Source organism: Sphingomonas sp. CFBP 13706, from assembly GCF_014842355.1.
Classification (GTDB): Bacteria; Pseudomonadota; Alphaproteobacteria; order Sphingomonadales; family Sphingomonadaceae; genus Sphingomonas; species Sphingomonas aerolata.
Map to the genome: position 1 here is coordinate 193,648 of NZ_JACYVM010000001.1, position 23,678 is coordinate 217,325.

Genomic DNA, 23,678 nt, shown 5'->3' on the forward strand with positions numbered 1-23,678 from the left:
CTTAGGGGCATCTAGCCCAGTCTATTCAATGTTTTTCGAGGTCCCCATGCAGATCGATTTCACTCCCGTCGCCAAGCCCGATGCGGCCATTCTCGCCGTGCCTGTTGCCAAGGACGCATTGTCCACGACGCGATGGACCGCGATCGGGAATGGCGTCGAGGCGGTAGCGACGCAGGCCGCGGCCGCTGCCCGCTTCACCGGCGAAGCGGGGGCGATCATCGAGGTCTTCGTTCCGGTCGCGGACACGGTACGCCAGCTCCTGTTCGTTGGCGTCGGTGCGGGCAGCGATGCGGATTGGGGGAAAGCGGGCGGTGCGGTCACCGCGCGCCTGCTGACGTCGGGCGCCACCTCGGTGACGATCGACCTGGGTGCCGCCGGGACGCCCCCGAGTGCTGCGGCCGCCGCCCGGTTCGCCGCAGCGGGCCTGCAGCGGGCATGGCGTTACGATGCGTATCGCACGAAGCTTGCCGAGACGTCGAAGCCGAGCTTGACGACATTCACGATCGCCGGTGCACCCGAAGGCACCGACGCGGCATGGACCGACCAGTCCGCGGTAAGTGGCGGCATGGATCTGACGCGGTGGCTCGTCACGTCGCCGCCGAACGTTGTCTACCCCGAGAGCTTCGTCGAGAAGGTGACGAAGGACGTCGAAGGGCTGGGGCTCGAAATCACCGTCCTCGACGAAGCGCAGATGGCGGAACTTGGCATGGGTTCGCTGCTGAGCGTCAGCCAGGGCTCGCGCCGCGAGGCCCGCCTGCTGGCGCTGAAGTGGAACGGAGCCGCTTCCGACGTCCCGACGCTTGCCCTTGTCGGCAAGGGCGTGACGTTCGACTCGGGTGGTATCTCCATCAAGCCTGGCGCTGGCATGGAAGACATGAAGTGGGACATGGGCGGGGCAGGAGCGGTCGCTGGCGCGATGAAGGCGCTGGCGGCGCGCAAGGCCAAGGCCAATGTGGTCGGCGTGATGGGGCTGGTCGAGAACATGCCCGATGGCGCGGCGCTGCGGCCTAGTGACGTCATCACGTCGATGTCGGGCCAGACGATCGAAGTCCTGAACACCGATGCCGAAGGACGGCTGGTGCTTTGCGACTGCGTGACCTGGGTGCAGAAGACGCATCAGCCTGCGACGATCGTCGATCTCGCGACGCTGACGGGTGCGATGATTGTCGCGCTTGGCACCGAGAATGGCGGCATCTTCGCCAATGACGACGCGCTGGCGGACCAGTTGCTTGCGGCTGGGACGGCCAGTGGCGACACACTGTGGCGCTTCCCGCTGTCGCCGGCCTACGACAAGCTGATAGACTCGCCGATCGCGGACATGAAGAATGTCGGCCCGCGCGGCGCAGGGTCGATCACTGCGGCGCAGTTCATCAAACGCTTCGTCGACGAAGGCGTGAAATGGGCGCACCTCGACATCGCGGGCATGGTCTGGTCGGACAAGCCGGGAACCCACCACGACAAGGGCGCGACCGGTTATGGCGTGCGCCTGCTCGACCGTTTCGTTGCCGACAATTTCGAAGGCTGAATGGTCGACATACCGTCATCCTGGCAGAGGTCAGGATGACGGGGCGGCCTGGGGCGGCAGTCTGGGTTTGGGGGAGCAACAAAATGCAGGTCGATTTCTACCACCTGACCAGCCCGCTCGACCGTGTCCTGCCGCGGATCGCCGAGCGCGTCGTGCAGACCGGCGGTCGCCTGTTGATAGTCGCCGAACCCGAGGCGCAGCGTGTCGCGCTCGATCGGCTCCTCTGGTCCTATGCGCCGCAGAGCTTCCTGCCGCATGCACATATCGGCGCAGGTAACGACGCGGCACAGCCCGTTCTGATTGCCAGCGACGTGACGACGGCCAACGCCGCGCGCAACATTGCGATCGTCGATGGTCGCTGGCGGGACGCGGCGCTCGATTTCGAGCGGGTATTCCATGTGTTCGATGAAGAGGCGATTCGCGAGGCGCGGCTGGCATGGAAGACGCTGGGCGATCGAGATGGTGTCGAGCGTCGGTACTGGAGACAGAACGATGCCGGCCGCTGGGAGCAGGCTGCCTGAAATTGGACGGCATAGGCGTTGCTTTGGGGCCGATCCGCGCCTAAGCGCCGCGCATCCTATTTCCGTCAACACAGGAGCCCGTGACCATCATGGCCGCGAACCGTACCTTTTCGATCATCAAGCCCGATGCCACCCGCCGCAACCTGACCGGTGCGGTCACCAAGATGCTCGAGGAAGCCGGCCTGCGCGTCGTCGCGTCGAAGCGCATCCAGATGACCCGCGAGCAGGCCGAAGGCTTCTACGCGGTGCACAAGGAGCGCCCCTTCTTTGGTGAACTCGTCTCGTTCATGATCTCGGGCCCCGTCGTCGTCCAGGTTCTCGAAGGCGAGAACGCGATGCAGCGCAACCGCGACATCATGGGTGCGACCAACCCGGCGAACGCCGAGCCCGGCACGATCCGCAAGGAACTCGCCGAGTCGATCGAAGCCAATAGCGTTCACGGTTCGGATTCGGACGAGAATGCCGAGATCGAGATCGCCTATTTCTTCAAGCCCGAAGAAATCGTCGGCTGATGCTCTGGCGGCTACGACGCGCGACGGTGGGCGATGCGCCCGCCCTCTCGCTCGTCGGAGCCGCCTCGTTTCTTGACGCCTACGCAACAGCCTTTGCGGGGGTCGACATCGTCGATCACTGTACGCGGAACAACAGCGTCGCGGTCTTCGAGGCATGGCTCGACGATCCGGCAACGATCGTGACGCTTGCGGAATATGAGCCGGGTCATGCGCCGATCGGCTATTCCGTGCTCACGACGCCGGCATTTCCGATCGAAACCGGCCCTCGTGACATCGAACTGCGGCGCATCTACCTCATGAAACAGGCGCAGGGATCTGGTCTCGGCGCCGCGTTGATGGACCGGGCGCTCGCTGACGCGGCCGAGCGCGATTACGCCCGTGTGTTATTGGGTGTGTGGGGCTTGAACGCCCGCGCCCGCGCATTTTACGAACGCCAGCATTTCTCCGTGATCGGCACTCGGCCCTTCAGGATCGGGACGACACCGTACACCGATCCGGTCTACGCCCGCGAAATTTGACGGTCTCAGGGGCAGCGTGGCTCGCTAGCGTTGTTGGCGTGTCCATAACGCGTCCAGCTTTGCCTGATCGCCACCACGTTGCCTGAGCTTCAGGCCTTCCAGTTTCAGTGACCGGCCAAACGAGAACATGCCGGCTTCCGTACGCCAGATCACGTCGTAGATCCCGCTTGCCGAGCCCGAGACGTCGCCATCGGTATAGGTGACCGCAATGAGGACCGGCAGCCGCCCGGTCTGATCGTCCTCGCCCCCATCGGTGGCTTTCAGCAAGGCCTTTTTGAACCAGTCACGCTGGATCTGATCCGTCAGGGCATCCTTGCGCTCGACGCTCAGCGCCGAGGGGAACGCGATCGTCGCCGTCTGGATGTCGTGCTTGTCGTCGCGCAGCAACATCAGCGAATCGCCATCCTCCGCCGCGACGGCACGAATTTCGAAGCGTCGGCTTTCGCGCTGTTCGCTGGCACGCGCGCTCGCCTTCTCGGCCTTGTCCGCGTTGCGTTCGGACCAGTTGCTCCAGAGCGTGAGTGCCGCGATGAGCACACCGGCGACCGCGAGGACCTCTGCCAGCGTTACCCAGCGGCGGCGCGTTTCGGCGGCTTCACGCCGTTCGGTCGGTGTTTCGCGGCTCATCAGATGTCTGTTTTCGGCAGGGCGTTCATCGTTTCACGAACTCGGCAAGCGTCTTGGGGTATAGCGCATGTTCCGCGGCCAGCACGCGATCTGCCAGCGCACCGGCGTCGTCGCCTGGCAGAATCGGGACTTCGGCCTGACCCAGCACGACGCCGCCATCGAGTTCCTCGGTAACCAGATGGACCGAGCATCCTCCCGTGGCATCGCCCGCCGCGATCGCTCTCGCATGCGTATCGAGCCCCTTGTATTTGGGGAGCAACGAGGGATGGATATTGACGATCCGATCGCGCCATGCGGCGACGAATCCGTCGGAGAGCAGCCGCATATAGCCGGCCAGCGCGATGACCTCGACCGCGGCGTCCCGGAGCGCCCGATCGATCGCCGCCTCATAAGCCGGTTTGCCCAGCCCGCGGGGAGACAGCGCAAACGTCGCTATCCCCTCGGCCTTTGCCCATGCGATGCCGGCCGCCTCCGGCTTGTCGGACGCGACGAGCACCACCTCATAAGGGCAGTTCGCAGCGCGCGACGCCTCAATTAGCGCGATCATGTTCGATCCGCGCCCCGATACGAGCACACCGACGCGCATTCTGTCAGCCATGAGTCGCGGTCCAGTCGGCGCGCGCGCTCCACGTGCCCGCCAAACCGCGCACGGTGCAGCCATGTGTCCCCGCCTCGATCCGCCCGATCGGGAATACCGTCTCGCCCGCGGCTTCCAGCGCAGCGGTGATCATCGTCACATCGTTAGCGTCGACGATCGCAACCATGCCGACGCCGCAATTGAAGGTCCGTGCCATCTCCTCCGGTTCGATAGCACCCTGCGCCTGAAGGAACGCCATGAGCCGGGACTGATTCCAGGCATCCGCATCGACGATTGCGTGAACACCTTGCGGCAGAACCCGTGGAATGTTTTCGAGCAATCCACCGCCCGTGATATGCGCGAGGCCCTTGATGCGGCGCTCACGCAGAAGCGGCAGCAGGCCGGCGACGTATATCCGAGTCGGCGCCATCAGATGGTCGATCAGCAGCTTGTCCTGATCGAACAGCGCCGGCCGGTCGAGTTTCCACCCGCGGTCGCTCGCGAGCCGGCGGACGAGCGAGAAGCCGTTCGAATGCACTCCCGACGACGCCAGCCCGAGCATGACGTCGCCTGCCGCGATATCGCGGCCGGTCAGCATGTTGGTCCGCTCGACCGCGCCGACGCAAAAGCCGGCGAGATCATAGTCGCCGTCCGCGTACATGCCCGGCATCTCCGCGGTTTCGCCGCCGATCAGCGCACAGCCGGCCGTCTTGCAACCCTCGGCGATCGACGCGACGACGCGCTCTGCAACTTCAGCGTCGAGTTTGCCGCTGGCATAATAATCGAGGAAAAACAGCGGCTCGGCGCCCTGGACGATCAGGTCGTTGACGCACATCGCGACGAGATCGATGCCGACGCCATCATGTCGGTTCCATTCGATCGCCAGCTTCAACTTGGTGCCCACGCCATCGTTCGCCGCGACCAGCAAAGGGTCGACGAAGCCCGCCGCCTTCAGGTCGAACAGGCCACCAAAGCCGCCGAGATCGGCATCGGCGCCGGGGCGTCGCGTCGAGCGGGCAAGCGGTGCAATCGCGCGCACCAGCGCGTTGCCGGCGGCGATCGAGACCCCCGCTTGAGCGTAGGTATAGGGCGTGGCGGAGTCTGGCGTATCGGTCATGATCGGTGCTGCTAGCCACATCGCGCTTGGATTTCCACGTCTGCTTCGCCAAAAGGCCCGCGTGATGCGTATCCGTGCCCTTCCCACCGCGCTTGCCGGCGCCGCGCTGCTGCTTGGCGGCGGGGCCGTGCTCGCACAGATCGAGGGCGGCAGCCGCGGCGCAGCGCCCGTCGATAGCGGAAGTGCGTACGAGGTCAGCGGCGTCATCGTCGACGTCGCGGGCCCGTCCGCCGACGCTGCCCGCTATGGCGGCTGGCGACTGGCGCAGCGCAAGGCCTGGGTGCAATTGTCGAATCGGCTAGGCGGCGGCGGAGCGCTGGTGTCCGACGGCACGCTCGATTCGCTGGTCTCGGGTATCGTCGTCGAGAACGAACAGATCGGGCCGCAGCGTTACGTCGCCAAGCTCGGTGTGCTGTTCGATCGTAGCCGGGCGGGATCGCTCCTGGGCATCTCGACCTATTCGGATCGGTCGCAACCGATGCTCGTCATACCGGTCCAATGGTCGGGCGGTGTCGGGCAGGTCTTCGAGCAGCGGACGGAATGGCAGCAGGCCTGGGCACGCTATCGGACGGGTAACAGCAGCATCGACTATGTCCGCCCGTCGGGGTCGGGCCCCGACCCGCTACTGTTGAACGTCGGCCAGACGCAGCGGCCCGGCCGCGGCTGGTGGCGGACGATCATCGATCAATATGGCGCCAGCGACATTCTCGTTCCGGTCGTCACGCTATATCGCCAATGGCCAGGTGGCCCGGTGATCGGGGTGTTCGAAGCACGTCATGGCCCCGACAACGCGCTGATCGGCCGTTTCACGCTGCGGGTCGGGACCCCGGACGGGCTGCCGCAGCTCATGGACACCGGCGTCAAGCGGATCGATGACCTGTACCAGCAGGCGCGGCGGAACGGCACGCTGCGGGTCGACTACAGCCTTTCGCCGCCGCCTGCGCCCGATCCCATTGCGACTGAGACCGTCCCGGGCGATGAAACGGCCGACGCCAATACGGCCGTCCTGACGGGGGGCACCGGCCTCTCGATCACCGTTCAGTTCGATACGCCCGCAGCGGCGGCCGTTACCTCGACGGAGGCGGCGCTGCGGGCGATTCCCGGCGTCCGGTCGGCCGCGACGACCAGCCTCGCACTCGGCGGCGTGTCGCTGATGCGTGTTGCCTATGATGGCGATCCGGCAGCGCTCAAGGCGGCGCTCGAAGCGCGCGGCTATCAGGTGTTCGGTTCGGGCCAGACCATTCGGATCCGCCGCACCGCACAACTTCTTCCGCCGGACTTGCCTGCGGACAATGCGACGACAGGGTGAGCGCGGATCGAATGACTCAAATTGCGCTGCCGCTCGGTTGGCCGGCGGATCCCCGTGACGACGCCTTCCTCGTAACTCCTTCAAATGTCCGTGCGGCGCAGACGCTGGAGCATTGGGCGACCTGGCCGGTGATGACCGCCATCCTGACCGGTCCGCGAAAGTCTGGCCGCAGCCTGCTCGCACGGATCTTCGCGGCCAAGAGTGGCGGGACGATCATCGACGACGCAGAACGCGTACCCGAGGCACAGCTATTCCACGCCTGGAACCAGGCCCAGGAAGAGCAAAAACCGTTGCTCATTGTCGCTGACGCGGCACCGCCCGAATGGAAGGTCAAGCTTCCTGACCTGCGATCGCGCCTTGCTGCGAGCCCGATCGCGGCGATCGGTGCACCCGACGACGAGCTCATGCGCCTGTTGCTTGCGCATCTGTTCGAGCGCCGCAACGTCGATGCACGGCCCGATCTCATCGACTGGCTCGCGTCGCGAATCGAGCGTAGTCATATTACCGTCACGCGAACCGTCGATGCGCTGGATCAGGAAACGATGGAACGCCGCAAGCGCTTGTCCATTAATCTTGCACGAACCACCCTGACCGAGGCTGGCCTGATCCTACGGCCGCAACTTGCCCTTGATCTGCCGCTTTTCACGTCACCTTAAGCCCCTAGAGGACCGATGAACCGTCCAGCGCATATCGTCCGCCAAGCGGAAGACGACGACGATCCCATCGGCGCTCAGCCGAACGACCGATTTTTCAACCGTGAGCTTTCCTGGCTCGCGTTCAATCGGCGCGTGATCGAAGAGGCGTGCAATCCGGCGCATCCGTTGCTCGAACGGCTTAGGTTTCTCTCGATTTCGGGATCCAATCTCGACGAGTTCTTCATGGTCCGTGTCGCCGGACTGAAGGGTCAGCAGACGCAGGACGTCGATCGTCGCTCGGCCGACGGCTTGACCGCCGGGCAGCAGCTGACCGCGATCATCCGCGAAGCGGACGCGCTGATGGAGAGCCAGCAGGCGGTCTGGGGTGATCTTCGTGTGCTGCTCGACGAAGCGGGGCTGTTTGTCCTGCGCCGCGATGCCGTCGAGGGCGAAGCCGATGACTGGCTCGAAACGCATTTTCGTGAGCAGATCTTTCCGATTCTGACCCCGCAGGCGCTCGACCCCGCCCATCCGTTCCCGTTCATTCCGAACCGCGGCCTGTCGGTAATCTTCGACCTCGTCCGCCGGTCGGACAACGAGCCGGTCCGCGAACTGGTCATGTTGCCGCACACCATGACGCGTTTCGTGCGGTTGCCCGGCGAGCCGGCGCGCTATGTCGCGATCGAGACACTCCTCAAGCGGTTCGCGCCCGTGCTGTTCCCGGGCTATGACGTTCTTGCCGCCGCGAGCTTCCGCGTCCTGCGCGACAGCGACATGGAGATCGAGGAAGAGGCGGAGGACCTTGTCCGCTACTTCGCCAACGCGATCAAGCGTCGGCGCCGGGGCCGGGTGATCCGGCTCGAGCTGGAGACCGGGATACCGGACGTGCTGGCAGCGGTACTCAAGGATGAACTCGGCGGGGCCGAGGCGATCATCACCGAAAGCGGCAATCTGCTGGGCATCGTCGATCTCGACGGCCTGGTCGAGGAGGATCGCCCAGATCTCAAGTTCCCGCCGTTCACGCCACGCTTTCCAGAACGTATCCGTGAATTTGGTGGCGACTGTTTCGCGGCGATCAAGGCCAAGGACATCGTCGTTCACCACCCCTATGAGACATTCGAGGTGGTGCTCGCTTTCCTGAAGCAGGCGGCGAACGATCCCGACGTGGTGGCCATCAAGCAGACGCTCTACCGCGCAGGCAAGCAGCCGGCCGTCATCAACGCGCTGATCACGGCCGCCGAGGCCGGAAAGTCTGTCACCGCGGTGGTCGAACTCAAAGCACGGTTCGACGAGGAGCAGAACATGGTCTGGGCCTCCGCGCTGGAACGCGCAGGGGTGCAGGTCGTCTACGGGTTCATCGACTGGAAGACCCATGCAAAGGTCTCCCTGGTCGTCCGCCGAGAGGGGCAGGCGTTCCGGACCTACTGCCATTTCGGTACCGGCAATTATCACCCCGTCACGGCCAAGATCTACACTGACCTCAGCTTCTTCACCGCCGACGCGGCGGTCGGGCGCGATGCCGCGCAGATGTTCAACTACATCACCGGCTATGTCGAACCGACGGACATGGCCCGTGTCAGCCTGAGCCCGCGGGACCTCCGGAAGAATCTGATGACCCTGATCGACGTCGAGATCGTCAATGCCCGCGCGGGGCGACCGGCAGGGGTCTGGGCGAAGATGAACTCGCTGGTCGACCCTGCGGTGATCGAGAAGCTGTACGAGGCAAGCGGGGCTGGGGTCGAAATCGACCTCATCATCCGCGGCATCTGCTGTCTCCGACCGGGTGTGCCCGGCCTGTCCGAAACGATCCGCGTCAAATCGGTGATCGGCCGGTTCCTCGAACACAGCCGTATCTGGGCTTTCGGAAACGGGAAGGCTTTGCCGAACGACGGTGCGAAGCTGTTCATCTCGTCCGCCGACTGGATGCCGCGTAATTTCGATCGGCGCGTCGAATATATGCTGCCAATCCTCAACCCGACGGTGCACGACCAGATCCTCGACCAGGTGATGGTCGCCAATCTCATCGACAACGAACAAAGCTGGGAGCTAGGACCTGACGGCGATTATTCGCGTGTCGATCCCGGCGATCGTCCGTTCAACCTGCATCGGTATTTCATGACTAATCCGTCTCTTTCCGGCCGTGGTGCATCGCTTGCCACGAGCGCAACCGTGCCGACGCTTTCGCTCCGTCGACAGCGATGAGCGTTACCAACCTCCTGTTCGGCACCGCGACGCCAAAGGTTGAGGTCGACGACCATCCGCGCACCGGGATCATCGACATCGGATCGAACTCGATCCGGCTCGTCGTCTATCAGGGACCGCCCAGACTGCCGGCGATCCGGTTCAACGAGAAGGTGCTGGCGGGCCTCGGCCGCGGATTGGCGGCGACGGGCACGATCGAAAAGTCAGCACTCAAGACCGCTAAGGTGGCGCTTGCGCGGTTTGCCGCGGTTGCGGGTGAGATGGAGTGTTCGACGCTGCGGACGGTTGCCACGGCAGCAGTTCGCGATGCCCGGAACGGGGGTGACCTCATCGCCGCGGCAGAGGAGTTGGGGCTCAAGGTCGAGACGTTGTCGGGCGGACAGGAGGCGAGCGCTGCGGGCTATGGCGTGCTGTCTGCGATTCCTGAGGCGGATGGCATCGTCGGCGATCTCGGCGGCGGCAGCCTCGAGCTCGTACGCGTCCGCCGTGGCAAGATCGAGGACAGCGTCTCGTTCCCCCTTGGCGTCCTGCGCATCGGACCGATGCGGGCGAAGCGGGGCAAGGTGCTCGAGCGTTATGTGGCGCGGCTCGTGCGCGATGCCGGCTGGGCCGCACGCGGGCAGGGCCTGCCGTTGTATCTTGTCGGCGGGTCATGGCGGGCGCTGGCGCGGCTCGACATGGAGCTGTCGGACTATCCGCTGCCGATCATCCATCAATATCCTATGACCGCAGCGACCGTCACGCGCCTCAGCCGCACCATCCCGCAATTGTCCAAGCCGCGCCTGAAAGCCATTCCGGGACTGTCGTCCGGGCGGATCGCGACGCTCGGCGATGCCACCGCGTTGCTCGGCATTCTCATGCGCCAGCTCGGCAGCAAGACGACGATCGTCTCCGCCTATGGCCTTCGCGAAGGGCTGCTCTACGGCGACCTTAAGCCGGCGGCGCGGGCACTCGACCCCCTGATCGAAGCCGCACGCGAGGAGGGGCGACTGCTCGGCCGCTTTCCCGAACATGGCGATCTGCTCGATCGCTGGATCGCGCCGTTGTTCGTTACCGAACCCCCTGCGGTGGCGCGCTTGCGCCACACCGCCTGCCTCCTCGCCGATGTGGGTTGGCGCGCCAATCCGGAATTTCGCGCCGAGCGCGGGGTCGAAGTCGCGTTGCACGGCAATTGGGTCGCGATCGACGCACCGGGTCGCGGTATGCTCGCCCAAGCCCTGTATACGAGCCTTGGCGGTGACCTGGCCGCCGCGGATCCCGTGGAGCGCCTGGCGACACCCGCAGAGATCCAGAGCGCGACGGCCTGGGGGCTTGCGATGCGTCTCGGGCAGCGGATGAGCGGGGGGCTTGCAGGACCGCTTAAACGCACGCGCATCGCCGATGACGGCGTATCGCTGACGCTTACGCTACTACCCGCAGATCGGGGACTCTACGGGGAAGCCGTCGAGCGGCGGCACGCGGCACTAGCCGCGGCCATCGGCCGGAAGCCGGTGCTCGCGATCGCCTGACCGGAGAGGAACGCGCAATCAGGGTCAGGCGCAGGTGAAACGCTCGATCCTGCTCGCGCCGTCGACATAGACATTCAGGCGATCGGTCCGGAAGTCCATTGTCACCGCGTCGTTCGGCGCGATCCACCGCAGCGTACGCGCGCCCGATCGGGCCAGCATCACATCCGCGCGCGCATCGCTTGCCCGCTTCCCGACCAGATCGCCCAGAGCTTCAATATTGCACGCTGCACCGGGCGGGGCTGGCGTCGCGACATCGGGTGCGCGATCGCGCATCTCGACCGGCATGCACCCGGCCGAAGCAAGCACGACTGCAAGCAGCGCCCGCTTCATGCCGCGTCCTCCGTACGGGTCATTTTCAACTTTCCGTTGATCACCGCAAAGGCCAGCCGGCCCTCGACCAGGTCCAGCGCGTCGCGGCCGAACTGGTCGAACCGCCACCCCTCCAGCATCGGCAAGCCCGTCCGCACGCCCGCGGCCAGCGCCTCGAGCTCGTCGGTCCTCGCAAGAAGTTTCGACGCTACATCAATATCTCGCGAGCGGATTTTGAGAAGGAGTTTGAGCAGATCCGCGACCAGCGAGCCCTCCTTGCCAAGACCCGGCTTGCGATCGTCGCGGGGCGGCAGCTCATCGTCGCCGAGCGGCTGTGCCTGCTCGATCGCGAGCATCAGTCGCGCCCCGATATCGTTGCCAGCCCAGGTGGCCGAAAGCCCCCGGACGCGGGCAAGGTCGGACTGTTTCCGCGGCGGGTGCCCTGCCATGTCACCAAGCGTCTCGTCCTTGACGATCCGCCCGCGCGGCAGATCCTTCGCCTGCGCCTCGAGTTCACGCCACCGCGCCAAGGCCTTCAACCGGCCGAGCACGTCGGGCTTGCGCCCAGAGATCCGAACGCGCTTCCAGGCCAGGTCGGGATCATTCGCGTAATTGGCGATATCGCCGAGCCGCTCCATCTCCTGGTCAAGCCACACGCCGCGCCCGGTCTTGCGCAGCCGCTCGAGCATCTTGGGGAAGATCTTCGACAGATGCGTGACGTCGCCGATCGCATATTCGATCTGGCGCGCATCCAGCGGGCGCCGCGCCCAGTCGGTGAACCGCGCGCCCTTGTCGACCGCGATGCCGAGCCAGCTGTCGACCAAGTTTGAATAGCCGATCTGTTCGCCCTGGCCGAGCGCCATCGCCGCGACCTGCGTGTCGAACAGCGGGAAGGGGGTCTTGCCCGTGAGGTTATAGACGATCTCGATATCCTGCCCGCCGGCATGGACGACCTTCAGCACGTCGTGATTCTCGACGAGCAGATCGAGTAGCGGCTTCAGGTCGATCCCCGGCGCCATCGGGTCGATCGCCGCGGCTTCCTTGTCGTCGGCGATCTGGATCAGGCAAAGCTCCGGGTAATAGGTGCTCTCGCGCATGAATTCGGTGTCGACGCACACATAGTCGGCGTCGGCCATGCGCGCGCACAGATTGGCGAGCGTGGCACTGTCGGAGATAAGCGGGTGGATATGCATCGCTCGTCCATAGCGAGGCTCCCCCATGTTGACAAAGGGGCGCCTTGACAAAGGCCGGTAGGGAAGGGAAGCGCGGGCCATCCAATTCCCGTCATCCCAGCAAACGCTGGGATCTCCCGTCGCAGGGCGCACCCTTGCTGCACGAGATCCCCGCAAACGCAGGGACGACGTATGAGAGACGAGACACATGCACGCCTATCGCACCCATAACTGCGCCGCCCTCCGCCCCGAACAGGTCGGCGAGGAGGTCCGCGTCTCGGGCTGGGTCCACAAAAAGCGCGATCATGGTGACCTGGTCTTCATCGATCTGCGCGATCATTACGGCATCACGCAGATCGTCACCGACGTGTCCGGCCCCGTCTTCAAGGTCATCGAGGGCCTGAAGAGCGAGAGCGTCGTCACGATCACCGGCAAGGTCACCGCACGAGCACCTGAAGCGGTGAACCCGAACCTGCCGACCGGCGGGATCGAAGTCCGCGCGACCGCCGCGACCGTCCAGTCGATGGCCGGCGAGCTGCCGATGCCTGTCGCGGGCGAGGCCGAATATCCCGAGGATATCCGCCTGCGCTATCGCTACCTCGACCTGCGTCGCGAGCGGCTTCACGCGAACATCATGCTGCGTTCGAAGGTCATCACCTCGCTGCGCAACCGCATGAACGATCAGGGCTTCACCGAATTCCAGACGCCGATCCTGACCGCGTCGTCGCCAGAGGGCGCGCGCGACTATCTGGTGCCGAGCCGCGTGCATCCGGGCAAGTTCTACGCGCTGCCGCAGGCACCGCAGATGTTCAAGCAGCTGCTGATGGTTGCGGGCTTCGACCGCTATTTCCAGATCGCCCCCTGCTTCCGCGACGAGGACGCCCGCGCCGATCGTTCGCCGGGCGAATTCTACCAGCTCGATTTCGAGATGAGCTTCGTCACGCAGGACGACGTGTTCAACGCGATCGAGCCTGTCCTCCACGGCGTGTTCGAAGAGTTCGCCGATTGGCAGGGCAAGGGACGCCAGGTCTCCGCCCTGCCGTTCAAGCGCATTCCCTACCGCGAATCGATGCTGAAATACGGCAGCGACAAGCCTGATCTGCGCAACCCGATCCTGATTCACGACGTCGGCCACCACTTCGTCGACTCGGGCTTCGGCCTGTTCGCGGGCATCGTCGCCGGCGGTGACGTGGTGCGCGCGATCCCCGCACCAAACACCGCCGAGAAGAGCCGCAAGTTCTTCACGGATATGAACGACTGGGCGCGCGCCGAGGGTCATGCCGGCCTCGGCTACATCACGCAGAAGAACGGCGAACTTGGCGGCCCGATCGCCAAGAATCACGGCGAGGAAGCGACGCGCAAGCTGATCGCGGAGATGGGCCTCGGGCCGAACGACGGCATCTTCTTCGCCGCCGGCAAGGAACTCCCCGCCGCCAAGCTCGCCGGCGCAGCCCGCGCGCGCATAGGTGCGGATCTCGGCCTGATCGACGAGAACCGGTTTGAGTTCTGCTGGATCGTCGACTTCCCGATGTTCGAATATGACGAGGACGCCAAGAAGGTCGACTTCAGCCACAACCCGTTCTCGATGCCGCAGGGCGAGATGGACGCGTTGGAGAACAAGGATCCGCTCGATATCCTGGCGTATCAGTACGACATCGTCTGCAACGGCGTCGAACTATCGTCGGGTGCGATCCGGAACCATCGTCCGGAGATCATGTACAAGGCGTTCGAGATCGCCGGCTACACGCAGGCCGATGTCGACACGAACTTTGCCGGCATGATCAACGCGTTCAAGGTCGGCGCACCGCCGCATGGCGGCTCGGCACCCGGGATCGACCGGATGGTCATGCTGCTCGCGGGCGAGCCCAACATCCGCGAGGTCGTGCTGTTCCCGATGAACCAGAAGGCCGAGGACCTGATGATGGGCGCCCCGAGCCCGGTCAGCCCGCGCCAGCTGAAGGAGCTCAACATCAAGCTCACCGTCGATGGGCCGAAGGACCCGGCCAAGACGGTGACGCCCGCCGCGGGCTGACGCGGGGGCGGCACTGCCGTCCTGGTTATTTCCGTCCCGCCCCTGGTGGCCGCCTGATCTTCTGGAGTTTGCTTATGCCCATCGATCTTGCCCATTTTGAAGCCGGCGACGCCTATGACGGCAAATACAAGCGCGACTTGGCTAAGCTTCAGAAGAGGCTTGAGCACATCCAGGTCGCGCATATCGTCAACAAGCGCCCCGCTGTGGTGATGTTCGAAGGGTGGGATGCGGCGGGGAAGGGCGGTATCATCCAGCGGTTGTCGGCCGAGTGGGATCCCCGTACCTACCGCGTCTGGCCGATCGCCGCCCCGAGCGCCGACGAGAAGGCACATCACTTTCTCTGGCGCTTCTGGAAACGGTTGCCGGCGGACGGGAACATCGCCGTCTTCGATCGGAGCTGGTACGGCAGGGTACTGGTCGAGCGGGTCGAGGAATTCGCCACGCGCCGCGAATGGGAGCGCGGCTATGACGCGATCAATGCTTTCGAAGCGGGGCTGATCGAGAACGACACCACGCTGATCAAGATCTTCGTCCATATCACCCAAGCGGAACAGGACCGGCGGCTAGAGGCGCGGCTGCGCGACCCTTGGAAGCATTGGAAGACCGGTCTCGACGACTATCACAACCGGTCGCGACGCGAGGACTATCTCGCCGCGATGTATGAGATGTTCGCACGCACCGACACCGCGGCAGCACCGTGGATCGTCATCGACGGAAACGACAAGAAGGCGGCACGGATCGCTGCGCTGACCGTCGTCGCAGACCGCCTGGAGGGCGGAGTCGCGATGGTGCCCCCGCCGCTTGATCCCGCCGTCCTCAAGGTCGCGAAAAAGGCCCTCGAGCTCTAATCGTCGCAAGGCACAACCCCGCTTTTGGTCGCAGTCCTCTGCAGCTATATCCATTTTGGTCGAAATTCTAACGCCTTCCGAACAACTTATGTTAGCGTGAACAGCTTCCGATGATGGTTAGGCTTGCCCTAAGATAATGGGCGTGTCCGAGTAGCGGACGGCCATTCAGTGGGCGTAGGTCATGACGGAACGCGGTCGAATAGGTGTCGACACCTCAGGGGCGATTGTCGAGGTGGACGCGACGTTCTGCCACACGCTCAACGCGACAGCCGCCATTTTGCTTGGCAGCAACATGCTCGATTTTACCGCGCCTGCCGACCGCGAGCGTTGCCGGCGTCTGATGCGTCGCGTGGTTCATACCGGATCCCCGATCAGTACGACCAAAAGGCTGGTCAGGACCGACTCGTCGCATCTCTGGGTGCAGGGCCATTTATCGATCGCGCCGCCAGGGACCGAGGTCTGCGTGACGATGATCTTCGAGGAAACCATGCCTGGGTCCGGCGAGGTCAAACCCGAAGCCTTGTTGAAGACGGCCCAGCTGACGCTGGACGCACGGCGCGCGCGCGGGGCAATATTCTGCCCGTCGTTATTTGCCGATAGCGCCTGGGACATCCTGCTTGCGGCCTATGTCAGCGAGGCCGAAGGCGTCCTCCTGACGCCAACCGACCTCGAACCGATGCTCGGGGTCGGACACGCCACACTGACCCGCTGGATTCGCGCACTCGAGGTTCAGGGGCTGATCGAGTTCGAGGCTGCCGGCGACGGGCGAGCGGGGGGTGCGGCGTTTCAGCTCACGTGCGATGCGCATCAACGATTTGAACGGTATTTGTCCGATCGATATGCCGTCGCGGTGTCGGCTGCGACGGATCTGGAACGGTTCCGCTGAGCCGGTCGGTGCGGTTCGACGTAGCAAGTGCGCCCGCTCCGCATATGCGCCGGCGCGGGGGCGTTCTTGCCCGCTTCGCAGGATACCCGTGATATCGAGCGAAGAGCCGCATGTGTGTTGTTTCGCATAGCGGGGATCGCTATCTGCCTGCCATGAACGAGATGACCCCGCTCGCCGCGCCGCGCGCTCGAAAGCCCGACTGGATCCGCGTCAAGGCCCCGACATCCGCCGGCTTCGCCAAGACCCGCGAACTGATGCGCTCGAAAAGCCTGACGACGGTCTGTGAAGAGGCCGCATGCCCGAATATCGGCGAATGCTGGTCCAAGAAGCATGCAACGGTCATGATCCTCGGCGATACCTGCACCCGTGCCTGCGCCTTCTGCAACGTGAAGACCGGTATGCCCCGTGCGGTCGACCGGATGGAGCCACAGAATGTTGCCGATGCCGCCGCGCAGATGGGGCTGAACCACATCGTCATCACCTCGGTTGATCGCGACGACCTTCCCGACGGCGGCGCTTCGCAATTCGTGAAGGTCATCCACGCGATCCGCGCGTCGAACCCTACTACGACGATCGAGATTCTGACGCCCGATTTCCGCAACAAGGCGCAGGCCGCGATCGAGTCGATCGTCGAGGCGCGCCCCGACGTCTACAACCACAACCTCGAGACAGTCCCCCGCCTGTACCCGACGATCCGGCCTGGCGCGCGCTATTATGCCTCGTTGCGCCTGCTCGAGAGCGTGAAACGCCACGACCCGTCGATTTTCACCAAGTCGGGCGTTATGCTCGGCTTGGGCGAAGAGCGCCTCGAGATTCACCAGGTCATGGACGACATGCGCTGCGCGGACATCGATTTCTTGACGATGGGCCAGTATCTTCAGCCCACGCCACGCCATGCCAAGGTGGCCGAGTTCGTCACGCCCAAGGCGTTCGATGCCTATGCGTCGATCGCCCGGGCCAAGGGATTCATGCTTGTTGCATCGTCGCCACTGACGCGGTCGAGCTACCATGCGGGGGACGACTTCGCGCAGCTTCGGGCGGCGCGTGATGCAAAGCTCGGGGTCGCACGGATCTGATGCCCAAGCATTCCGAAACACGCCATCTTCCCTACACGCCCGAGCAGATGTTCGATCTGGTCGCCGATGTCGGCCGCTACGCCGAGTTTCTGCCATGGGTCAGTGCGATGCGCGTCCGTTCGAGCAGTGAGACGGAGACTCTCGCGGACATGATCGTCGGCTTCAAGGGCTTGCGCGAAACGTTCACGTCACGTGTGCAGAAGACTCGACCGACCGAGATCCTTGTCGACTATGTCGATGGTCCGCTCAAATATCTTCGCAACGAATGGCGTTTCCGCCCCGAGGAGCAGGGGTGCGCGGTCGACTTCACCGTCGACTTTGCCTTCAAGAACCGGATGTTCGAGCTGATCGCCGGTCAGGTCTTCGGTGCCGCCTTACGCAAGATGATCGGCGCGTTCGAGACGCGCGCGGCCGAGCTTTACGGTGCGACATCCTCGACCGGCAGCAAGAGTTCGAGCGCGCACAGCGCAGCCTGAAGGCGGATACCGCCGCGGCCGAGATCGCCGAAATCCTTGCGATCTGCGTCGACATCGCTGCGATCGGCGCCCGTCTCGGCACGGGCGAAGACCACCGTCCCGACCGGCTTCTTCGCTGATCCACCGCCGGGCCCGGCAATACCGGTGATGGCGACGGCAACATCCGCGCCCGATTGCTCGAGTGCGCCCTGCGCCATGCTCCACGCGACGGCGATCGACACCGCACCGAAGGTCTCAAGCACGTCTGAGCTGATCTTGAGCAATTTCAGCTTGGCCTCGTTCGAATAGGTCACGAACCCGATTTCGAACACGTCGGAACTGCCGGGAATTTCCGTCAGCGCCGCAGCAACAAGGCCACCGGTGCAGCTTTCAGCAACCGCGACGCGTCGTCCAAGCGCGCGATTTGCCTCGATGACCTTACGTGCCGCGTCGATCAGCTGGGGAGGGAGAAGGGTATCCATCAGCGGCTCTCCGTTGCCGTGCAGAGCGGAAGGTCGGGCGTCGATCGATCCCCGCGGCGTGCCTTGTCAGCCTTCAAATAGCGCAGCGTCTCGACGACGATGCCAGCGGTGTTCCGCGGCGGCAGCGGCTGGAGCAGCGTCACGAGCCGATCGATCGTCCCACAGTCGCGCGCGACGATGCGCCCAACGATCTGCGGGACGAGCAGGCTCGTCAGCAACGGCCGGGCATAGTCCGACTGGAGAAGCGCATCGACCGCGGGGTCGCTAAGCTTGACGATCGCGGCCCGGGCGGACGGCCAGGCGCGGTCCGCTTCGATCTGATAGCGCGAGATGAGCGTACTCGACTGGTTGCGCACGAGGCTGGTCGCGGGCAGCCTTGCCGCGCAGACCCGGCCCGTTTCACGGATAATGTCGGGCAGCGCGACGAGCGTCATCGCCTCCGCCTCGGGGCCGGTGATGCACGGGGACTGTGCCGATACCGGCGTTGCGACGAGTGCGGCGAGCGTCAGTGCGGCACCGAACTTCATGCGCCGACACGGCCGCGATTCGAGGGGAGGCTGATCGTCGCGACTGCCTGCGCGGCAATGCCTTCGCCCCGCCCCGTGAAGCCAAGCCGCTCGGTCGTCGTCGCCTTGACGCTGACCCGGTCCGTGGTGAGGTCGAGCAGATCGGCGATCCGGGTCGTCATCGCCGCGCGGTGCGGTCCGATCTTGGGCATCTCGCACAGGATGGTCAGGTCGACGAAATCGATCCGACCGCCCTTGGCGGCGATCAGTTGCGCGGCATGCTGCAGGAACTGCGCGGAGTCGGCACCTTTCCACTGAGGATCGCTCGGGGGGAAATGCGTGCCGATATCCCCCGCGGCGATCGTGCCGAGCAGCGCATCGGTCAGCGCATGCAGCGCGACATCGGCATCGCTATGGCCGGAAAGCCCCTTGTCGTGCGGGATCCGGATGCCGCCGAGCCATAATTCCTCGCCCGTTTCCAGCCGATGGACGTCGAAGCCCATCGCGGTTCGGCTTTCATAGGGCGCGCGCGCTTCAGCGGCGGCAAAATCGTCGGGGTGGGTCACTTTGTCGAGCATCGGATCGCCCTGCACCAACGCGACGCTGCCGCCAACCCGTCGCACCATCTGGGCATCGTCGCTGGCATCTTCATCGGCCGGCCAGGCAGCGTGCGCGGCGCGCAGCGTAGCGATCCGGAAGCCCTGCGGCGTCTGGACCCGGTACACGGCCTCGCGCGGAACGACTTCGCCGAGCATGCGACCGGTCAGCGTCGTCGCGCCACGCGCCAGCGTATCCGCTACCGGCAGCACCGGCACCGCGGCGTCGTTGTTCGCCAGCGCTGCCACTACCGCGCTGATGACTTCGGCAGGAAGAAACGGCCGGGCGGCATCGTGAACGAGAACATGATCCAAATCGGACAGGGCAGCGATTCCCCTCAGTACCGAATCCCGGCGGGTACTGCCCCCGACGATGACCGTCGCGTCGGTGACTCCTCCTGCTGCCAATACTGCCTTTGCATGGTCCAGCTGACCTTCGGCAACGACGACCGTCACGGCGTCGATCGCCGGGTGCGCGGACATTGCGGTAACCGCGTGCATGAGCATCGGCCTTCCCGCGACGGTCGCGAATTGCTTGGGGAGGGTGCCGCCAGCGCGGGTGCCGGACCCGGCTGCGACGATCAGGGCGACGGTGCGGCGCTTTGTCATGGGCGCCGATTAGCGTCTTGAGCACGGCATCGCCAGTGCAGGCAGTCGTTCCCCATGACGTCGCGCACGACGGGAACAGCTGGACCAGCCTTGCCAGTTCCGGCATCGCAGCCTATGTTCTGCCTCTTTTTTGGGCAGCTTATGCGTAATCTCTCACCTATCCAGATCGGTACCGTGCGGATTGAAAGTCCGGTCGTCCTCGCACCCATGACGGGCGTGACGGATATGCCGTTCCGTACGCTTGTGCGGCGATATGGATCAGGGCTCAACGTTACCGAGATGGTCGCGAGCCAGGCTGCGATCCGCGAGACCCGCCAGTCGATCCAGAAGGCTGCGTGGGATCGGCTCGAAGAGCCGGTGTCGATGCAACTGGTCGGGTGCACGCCCTATGAAATGGGCGAGGCCGCGCGGCTGAGTCAGGATCGCGGTGCCGCGATCGTCGACATCAACATGGGGTGTCCGGTCCGCAAGATCGTCAATGGCGATGCCGGGTCCGCGCTGATGCGTGACGTCAAGCTGGCGACGGCGATTATATCCGCGACGGTAAAGGCGGTCGATGTCCCGGTCACGTTGAAGATGCGTATGGGCTGGTGCCACGACAGTCTCAACGCACCCGAATTGTCCAGGATCGCAGAAGATCTCGGGGTGAAGCTGATCACCGTGCATGGCCGGACGCGGAACCAGATGTACAAGGGAAGCGCCGATTGGGGCTTCGTGCGCCGGGTGAAGGACGCGGTGTCGATCCCCGTGATCGTCAATGGCGACATTTGCTCGATCGAGGATGCCGAGGCGGCGCTCGACCAGTCAGGTGCGGACGGCGTGATGATCGGACGCGGCGCCTATGGGCGGCCTTGGCTGCTCAATCAGGTCATGACCTGGTTTGCGACCGGCCGCCGCGTCGCCGATCCGTCGATTAACGAACAATATGAAGCGATTGCCGGGCATTACGAAGCGATGCTCGAGCATTATGGGATCGAGACGGGTGTCAACATGGCCCGCAAGCATATCGGCTGGTACACCAAGGGCCTGCATGGTTCGGCCGAGTTTCGGAACCGGGTGAACCAGGTGGCGGACCCGAACCAGGTCAAGGCGATGCTGGCGGAGTTCTACGCGCCCTGGCGTCACCTTGAAGCCGCCTGAGCCAGATCGGCGCGACCGTCCGGGGTTTAACGACGTCTTTGCGGCACTGCCGGTGGCGGTGGTCGTGGTCGATCCCGACGACCGGATCGCCCATGCCAATGCGCTGGCGGAGCAATTGCTCAACCTGTCGGAACGCCTCATGATCGGGCAGCCGATCGCGGCGATACTCCCGCCCCCCGACGAGTCACGTAAGCACGACAATCGCGGCCTTGCCGTCTTCGATACTGAGATCGCGACCGCCCGCGGTGTGAAGATCCGCGTCGACTTTGCCGAGACGATCATGCCCGATCATCCAGGCTGGCGCGCGATCACGCTGCACGTTCCCGCCGTCTCGCGACGGCTCGGCTATTCGGCGGACCGTACCGCAGGCGCGCGCGCGGCAGTCGGGGCGGCGGCGATGCTCGCGCATGAGATCAAGAATCCCTTGTCCGGCATCCGCGGCGCGGCGCAACTGCTCGATGCCGGCGAACTGACCACGCTGATCACGACCGAAGTGGACCGGATCGCGGCGCTGATCGATCGCATGCAGGACTTCAGCGATACGCGGCCGCTTCCGCTCGCCAGCGAGAATATCTACCCGCTGCTGACCCACGCGCGTCGCCTTGCGCTCGCCGGTTTCGCACGCGGGATCGCGATCGAGGAGCGGTTCGATCCGTCGCTGCCGCCCGCACATATCAATCGCGACGCGGTCCTTCAGATCGTCATCAACCTTCTGAAGAACGCACGCGAAGCCGTTGCAGATCAACCGAACCCCCTGATCATCATGACCACGGCCTATCGCCACGGGATCACCGTCAGCAGCGCGCCGGGCAAGCCGCGTCTGCCATTGCCGATTGAGATCTGTGTGTTCGACAATGGCCCCGGCGCGCCGCCCGATATCGCCGACCACCTGTTCGACCCGTTCGTGTCGGGGCGCCGTGAAGGGCAGGGGCTGGGCCTCGCCCTCGTCGACAAGCTGACGCGCGATATGGGCGGGATCGTGCAATATGCGCGTGAGGGGATTCCTGAAATGACCGTTCTCCGCCTGCTGCTGCCAAGAGCCACATCATGAGCACTGTGCTGGTCGTCGACGACGACGCCGCGATTCGCACCGTCGTCGCGCAGGCGTTGCGGCGCAGCGGCCACGACGTAACCGTCGCCGACAGCCTCGGCCAGCTTGAACGTGCCTTGGCTGTGGCGATACCCGACGTGCTGATCACCGACGTGGTGCTGCCCGACGGTGACGGCATCGACCATGTCCGCAATGTCGCCGAGCGCCACCCCACGCTACCGATCATCGTCCTGTCGGCGCAGAACACGCTGACCACCGCCGTACGCGCGGCGGAGGTCGGTGCGTATGAATATCTACCCAAGCCCTTCGATCTCGACGTCTTGTCGCGCGCGGTGACGGGGGCGCTGGCGCGGGGCGGGGTGCTGTCCGATGACCGGATCGGCGACGAGGATCGTGCACTGCCGCTGATCGGCCGGTCCGCGGCGATGCAGGACGTCTACCGGGTCATCGCACGCGTCATCTCGAACGATCTGACCGTGCTGATATCCGGCGAATCGGGCACCGGCAAGGAACTGGTCGCCCGGGCTATCCACGACCTCGGCCGACGCAGCGCCGCGCCGTTCATCGCGATCAACATGGCCGCCATCCCACGTGAACTGATCGAGGCCGAGTTGTTTGGCCATGAGCGCGGCGCCTTTACCGGTGCCGCAACGCGAAATGCCGGCCGGTTCGAGCAGGCGACGGGCGGCACGCTGTTCCTCGACGAAATCGGCGATATGCCGATGGAGGCGCAGACCCGGCTTCTTCGCGTGCTGCAGTCGGGCGAGTTCACGAGCGTTGGTGGGGCGCGCACGATCCGGGTCGATGTCCGCATCCTTGCCGCAACGAACCGCGATCTGGCAGCGCAGGTGGCCGCCGGGCATTTCCGGGAAGACCTGTTCTACCGTCTCAACGTCGTGCCGGTCACCTTGCCGCCGCTTCGCGAGCGACGGCAGGACGTCGCGTTACTCGCACGACATTTTCTCGATCATGCGGCGATCCAAGGACTGCCGCGACGTCAACTGGCGGGCGATGCGATCACCGCGCTCGGCGCGTATGACTGGCCGGGCAATGTTCGCGAACTCGAAAACCTGATGCGCAGACTCGCGGTGCTCGCGCGCGACGAAATCATTGGCGCGGACGCGATTCACGCGATGCTGGGTGCGCGAACGCCGACCAGCACTACAACCGACCTCGACATCGCCGGCGCGGTGAAGGCGCTGATCGGGCGGATCGAGCGCGAAAACCCGGCAGCGCTCGACGATGGCAGTCTGTACGACCGCGTCATCGGTGAGGTCGAGCGTCCGTTGATCGAATTGATGCTTGCCCGGCATGGGCAGAACCAGCTGCGCGCCGCGCGTGCGATGGGGATTAATCGCAACACGCTGCGCAAGCGTCTCGACACGCTCGGGATCGATATCAGCGGTGACATGACCGAGATGGACGCGGCAGGGTTACGCTGACCCGGCCATTATGTGGTTTCCCG

General features: G+C 64.7%; 24 protein-coding genes. 16 read left to right on the forward strand and 8 right to left on the reverse strand.

The features are described 5' to 3' along the window. Nucleotides 1-46 precede the first annotated feature (46 nt). From IFS44_RS00810 to IFS44_RS00825, 4 genes are all read left to right on the forward strand, one after another. Entirely contained in the window at nt 47-1,525 is a 1,479-nt protein-coding gene (locus tag IFS44_RS00810; RefSeq protein WP_192097116.1) for a leucyl aminopeptidase, read from the forward strand. A gap of 83 nt (nt 1,526-1,608) precedes the next feature. Continuing rightward, on the forward strand, nt 1,609-2,046 hold the full coding sequence (locus IFS44_RS00815) for a DNA polymerase III subunit chi (protein WP_192097117.1): 438 nt from the start codon (nt 1,609-1,611) through the stop codon (nt 2,044-2,046). Between the two features lie 89 nt (nt 2,047-2,135). Continuing rightward, nucleotides 2,136-2,558 carry a nucleoside-diphosphate kinase gene (gene ndk, locus IFS44_RS00820; RefSeq protein WP_031393391.1) on the forward strand — a complete coding sequence of 141 codons (423 nt, stop codon included), beginning with the start codon at nt 2,136-2,138 and terminating at the stop codon, nt 2,556-2,558. Beyond that, a complete protein-coding gene (locus IFS44_RS00825; RefSeq protein WP_192097118.1) occupies nt 2,558-3,076 on the forward strand; it encodes a GNAT family N-acetyltransferase in 519 nt (172 codons plus the stop codon). The genes ndk and IFS44_RS00825 overlap by 1 nt, the downstream gene beginning before the upstream one ends. 24 nt (nt 3,077-3,100) lie before the next feature. Here the strand turns inward: IFS44_RS00825 and IFS44_RS00830 are convergent, their stop codons facing one another. From IFS44_RS00830 to purM, 3 genes are read right to left on the reverse strand one after another with little or no spacing between them, the layout of a single operon-like run. Further along, the gene (locus tag IFS44_RS00830; protein WP_056676728.1) at nt 3,101-3,703 is read right to left on the reverse strand and encodes a hypothetical protein; all 603 of its coding nucleotides are present in this window, start codon (nt 3,701-3,703) and stop codon (nt 3,101-3,103) included. 25 nt (nt 3,704-3,728) lie between these two features. After that, nucleotides 3,729-4,301, reverse strand: a complete 573-nt coding sequence (gene purN / locus IFS44_RS00835; protein ID WP_192097119.1) for a phosphoribosylglycinamide formyltransferase — start codon at nt 4,299-4,301, stop codon at nt 3,729-3,731. Beyond that, a complete protein-coding gene (purM, locus tag IFS44_RS00840) occupies nt 4,294-5,397 on the reverse strand; it encodes a phosphoribosylformylglycinamidine cyclo-ligase (protein ID WP_192097120.1) in 1,104 nt (367 codons plus the stop codon). The genes purN and purM overlap by 8 nt, the downstream gene beginning before the upstream one ends. A gap of 64 nt (nt 5,398-5,461) precedes the next feature. On the opposite strand from purM, the gene IFS44_RS00845 reads away from it, so the two are divergent. Genes IFS44_RS00845 through IFS44_RS00860 form a run of 4 tightly spaced genes read left to right on the forward strand, consistent with a single transcriptional unit; the run spans nt 5,462 to nt 11,051 of the window. Beyond that, entirely contained in the window at nt 5,462-6,706 is a 1,245-nt protein-coding gene (locus tag IFS44_RS00845) for a heavy-metal-associated domain-containing protein (protein WP_192097121.1), read from the forward strand. A gap of 11 nt (nt 6,707-6,717) precedes the next feature. Further along, nucleotides 6,718-7,362: a DnaA ATPase domain-containing protein gene (locus IFS44_RS00850; protein WP_031439007.1), complete on the forward strand. Its 645-nt coding sequence runs from the start codon at nt 6,718-6,720 to the stop codon at nt 7,360-7,362. 15 nt (nt 7,363-7,377) lie between these two features. Then, nucleotides 7,378-9,543, forward strand: coding sequence for an RNA degradosome polyphosphate kinase (locus IFS44_RS00855; protein ID WP_192097122.1), 2,166 nt, complete (start codon nt 7,378-7,380; stop codon nt 9,541-9,543). Further along, nucleotides 9,540-11,051: a Ppx/GppA family phosphatase gene (locus IFS44_RS00860; protein ID WP_192097123.1), complete on the forward strand. Its 1,512-nt coding sequence runs from the start codon at nt 9,540-9,542 to the stop codon at nt 11,049-11,051. The genes IFS44_RS00855 and IFS44_RS00860 overlap by 4 nt, the downstream gene beginning before the upstream one ends. 24 nt (nt 11,052-11,075) lie before the next feature. Here the strand turns inward: IFS44_RS00860 and IFS44_RS00865 are convergent, their stop codons facing one another. Both IFS44_RS00865 and rnd read right to left on the reverse strand, forming a co-directional pair. After that, nucleotides 11,076-11,381, reverse strand: coding sequence for an I78 family peptidase inhibitor (locus IFS44_RS00865; RefSeq protein ID WP_244649792.1), 306 nt, complete (start codon nt 11,379-11,381; stop codon nt 11,076-11,078). Further along, nucleotides 11,378-12,553: a ribonuclease D gene (gene rnd / locus IFS44_RS00870; RefSeq protein ID WP_031393380.1), complete on the reverse strand. Its 1,176-nt coding sequence runs from the start codon at nt 12,551-12,553 to the stop codon at nt 11,378-11,380. Before rnd ends, IFS44_RS00865 begins: the two co-directional genes overlap by 4 nt. 187 nt (nt 12,554-12,740) lie before the next feature. Between rnd and aspS the strand changes: the two genes are divergently transcribed. The 5 genes from aspS (at nt 12,741) to IFS44_RS00895 (ending at nt 17,850) form a co-directional block, all read left to right on the forward strand. Next, entirely contained in the window at nt 12,741-14,564 is a 1,824-nt protein-coding gene (gene aspS, locus IFS44_RS00875; RefSeq protein ID WP_183936475.1) for an aspartate--tRNA ligase, read from the forward strand. A 74-nt stretch (nt 14,565-14,638) separates the two neighbouring features. Continuing rightward, nucleotides 14,639-15,412: a polyphosphate kinase 2 family protein gene (locus tag IFS44_RS00880; protein WP_192097124.1), complete on the forward strand. Its 774-nt coding sequence runs from the start codon at nt 14,639-14,641 to the stop codon at nt 15,410-15,412. Between the two features lie 181 nt (nt 15,413-15,593). Next, complete coding sequence (locus IFS44_RS00885; protein WP_081874044.1) at nt 15,594-16,298, forward strand: PAS domain-containing protein; 705 nt, start codon at nt 15,594-15,596, stop codon at nt 16,296-16,298. Between the two features lie 152 nt (nt 16,299-16,450). Further along, nucleotides 16,451-17,374, forward strand: a complete 924-nt coding sequence (gene lipA / locus IFS44_RS00890) for a lipoyl synthase (protein WP_166747414.1) — start codon at nt 16,451-16,453, stop codon at nt 17,372-17,374. Continuing rightward, entirely contained in the window at nt 17,374-17,850 is a 477-nt protein-coding gene (locus tag IFS44_RS00895) for a type II toxin-antitoxin system RatA family toxin (protein ID WP_192097125.1), read from the forward strand. Before lipA ends, IFS44_RS00895 begins: the two co-directional genes overlap by 1 nt. Here the strand turns inward: IFS44_RS00895 and IFS44_RS00900 are convergent. From IFS44_RS00900 to IFS44_RS00910, 3 genes are read right to left on the reverse strand one after another with little or no spacing between them, the layout of a single operon-like run. Then, nucleotides 17,793-18,311 (reverse strand): CinA family protein, encoded by a 519-nt coding sequence (locus IFS44_RS00900; protein WP_192097126.1) that lies wholly within the window; start codon nt 18,309-18,311, stop codon nt 17,793-17,795. The two genes, IFS44_RS00895 and IFS44_RS00900, sit on opposite strands and share 58 nt — an antisense overlap. After that, entirely contained in the window at nt 18,311-18,838 is a 528-nt protein-coding gene (locus tag IFS44_RS00905) for a hypothetical protein (protein ID WP_192097127.1), read from the reverse strand. Before IFS44_RS00905 ends, IFS44_RS00900 begins: the two co-directional genes overlap by 1 nt. Beyond that, complete coding sequence (locus IFS44_RS00910) at nt 18,835-20,022, reverse strand: bifunctional 2-C-methyl-D-erythritol 4-phosphate cytidylyltransferase/2-C-methyl-D-erythritol 2,4-cyclodiphosphate synthase (RefSeq protein WP_192097128.1); 1,188 nt, start codon at nt 20,020-20,022, stop codon at nt 18,835-18,837. Before IFS44_RS00910 ends, IFS44_RS00905 begins: the two co-directional genes overlap by 4 nt. A 141-nt stretch (nt 20,023-20,163) precedes the next feature. Between IFS44_RS00910 and dusB the strand changes: the two genes are divergently transcribed. Genes dusB through ntrC form a run of 3 tightly spaced genes read left to right on the forward strand, consistent with a single transcriptional unit; the run spans nt 20,164 to nt 23,655 of the window. After that, the gene (gene dusB, locus IFS44_RS00915; protein WP_056676688.1) at nt 20,164-21,162 is read left to right on the forward strand and encodes a tRNA dihydrouridine synthase DusB; all 999 of its coding nucleotides are present in this window, start codon (nt 20,164-20,166) and stop codon (nt 21,160-21,162) included. Beyond that, nucleotides 21,149-22,213: a two-component system sensor histidine kinase NtrB gene (locus IFS44_RS00920; protein WP_192071074.1), complete on the forward strand. Its 1,065-nt coding sequence runs from the start codon at nt 21,149-21,151 to the stop codon at nt 22,211-22,213. Before dusB ends, IFS44_RS00920 begins: the two co-directional genes overlap by 14 nt. Then, nucleotides 22,210-23,655, forward strand: a complete 1,446-nt coding sequence (gene ntrC, locus IFS44_RS00925; RefSeq protein WP_192097129.1) for a nitrogen regulation protein NR(I) — start codon at nt 22,210-22,212, stop codon at nt 23,653-23,655. Before IFS44_RS00920 ends, ntrC begins: the two co-directional genes overlap by 4 nt. The last annotated feature ends 23 nt before the right edge of the window (nt 23,656-23,678 follow it).

Excerpts from the sequence above, each read along its gene's own strand:
- IFS44_RS00810 (WP_192097116.1), top strand. The coding sequence starts at position 47 with ATGCAGATCGATTTCACTCCCGTCGCCAAGCCCGATGCGGCCATTCTC.
- IFS44_RS00815 (WP_192097117.1), top strand. The coding sequence starts at position 1,609 with ATGCAGGTCGATTTCTACCACCTGACCAGCCCGCTCGACCGTGTCCTG.
- ndk (WP_031393391.1), top strand. The coding sequence starts at position 2,136 with ATGGCCGCGAACCGTACCTTTTCGATCATCAAGCCCGATGCCACCCGC.
- IFS44_RS00825 (WP_192097118.1), top strand. The coding sequence starts at position 2,558 with ATGCTCTGGCGGCTACGACGCGCGACGGTGGGCGATGCGCCCGCCCTC.
- IFS44_RS00830 (WP_056676728.1), bottom strand. The coding sequence starts at position 3,703 with ATGAGCCGCGAAACACCGACCGAACGGCGTGAAGCCGCCGAAACGCGC.
- purN (WP_192097119.1), bottom strand. The coding sequence starts at position 4,301 with ATGGCTGACAGAATGCGCGTCGGTGTGCTCGTATCGGGGCGCGGATCG.
- purM (WP_192097120.1), bottom strand. The coding sequence starts at position 5,397 with ATGACCGATACGCCAGACTCCGCCACGCCCTATACCTACGCTCAAGCG.
- IFS44_RS00845 (WP_192097121.1), top strand. The coding sequence starts at position 5,462 with ATGCGTATCCGTGCCCTTCCCACCGCGCTTGCCGGCGCCGCGCTGCTG.
- IFS44_RS00850 (WP_031439007.1), top strand. The coding sequence starts at position 6,718 with ATGACTCAAATTGCGCTGCCGCTCGGTTGGCCGGCGGATCCCCGTGAC.
- IFS44_RS00855 (WP_192097122.1), top strand. The coding sequence starts at position 7,378 with ATGAACCGTCCAGCGCATATCGTCCGCCAAGCGGAAGACGACGACGAT.
- IFS44_RS00860 (WP_192097123.1), top strand. The coding sequence starts at position 9,540 with ATGAGCGTTACCAACCTCCTGTTCGGCACCGCGACGCCAAAGGTTGAG.
- IFS44_RS00865 (WP_244649792.1), bottom strand. The coding sequence starts at position 11,381 with ATGAAGCGGGCGCTGCTTGCAGTCGTGCTTGCTTCGGCCGGGTGCATG.
- rnd (WP_031393380.1), bottom strand. The coding sequence starts at position 12,553 with ATGCATATCCACCCGCTTATCTCCGACAGTGCCACGCTCGCCAATCTG.
- aspS (WP_183936475.1), top strand. The coding sequence starts at position 12,741 with ATGCACGCCTATCGCACCCATAACTGCGCCGCCCTCCGCCCCGAACAG.
- IFS44_RS00880 (WP_192097124.1), top strand. The coding sequence starts at position 14,639 with ATGCCCATCGATCTTGCCCATTTTGAAGCCGGCGACGCCTATGACGGC.
- IFS44_RS00885 (WP_081874044.1), top strand. The coding sequence starts at position 15,594 with ATGACGGAACGCGGTCGAATAGGTGTCGACACCTCAGGGGCGATTGTC.
- lipA (WP_166747414.1), top strand. The coding sequence starts at position 16,451 with ATGAACGAGATGACCCCGCTCGCCGCGCCGCGCGCTCGAAAGCCCGAC.
- IFS44_RS00895 (WP_192097125.1), top strand. The coding sequence starts at position 17,374 with ATGCCCAAGCATTCCGAAACACGCCATCTTCCCTACACGCCCGAGCAG.
- IFS44_RS00900 (WP_192097126.1), bottom strand. The coding sequence starts at position 18,311 with ATGGATACCCTTCTCCCTCCCCAGCTGATCGACGCGGCACGTAAGGTC.
- IFS44_RS00905 (WP_192097127.1), bottom strand. The coding sequence starts at position 18,838 with ATGAAGTTCGGTGCCGCACTGACGCTCGCCGCACTCGTCGCAACGCCG.
- IFS44_RS00910 (WP_192097128.1), bottom strand. The coding sequence starts at position 20,022 with ATGACAAAGCGCCGCACCGTCGCCCTGATCGTCGCAGCCGGGTCCGGC.
- dusB (WP_056676688.1), top strand. The coding sequence starts at position 20,164 with ATGCGTAATCTCTCACCTATCCAGATCGGTACCGTGCGGATTGAAAGT.
- ntrC (WP_192097129.1), top strand. The coding sequence starts at position 22,210 with ATGAGCACTGTGCTGGTCGTCGACGACGACGCCGCGATTCGCACCGTC.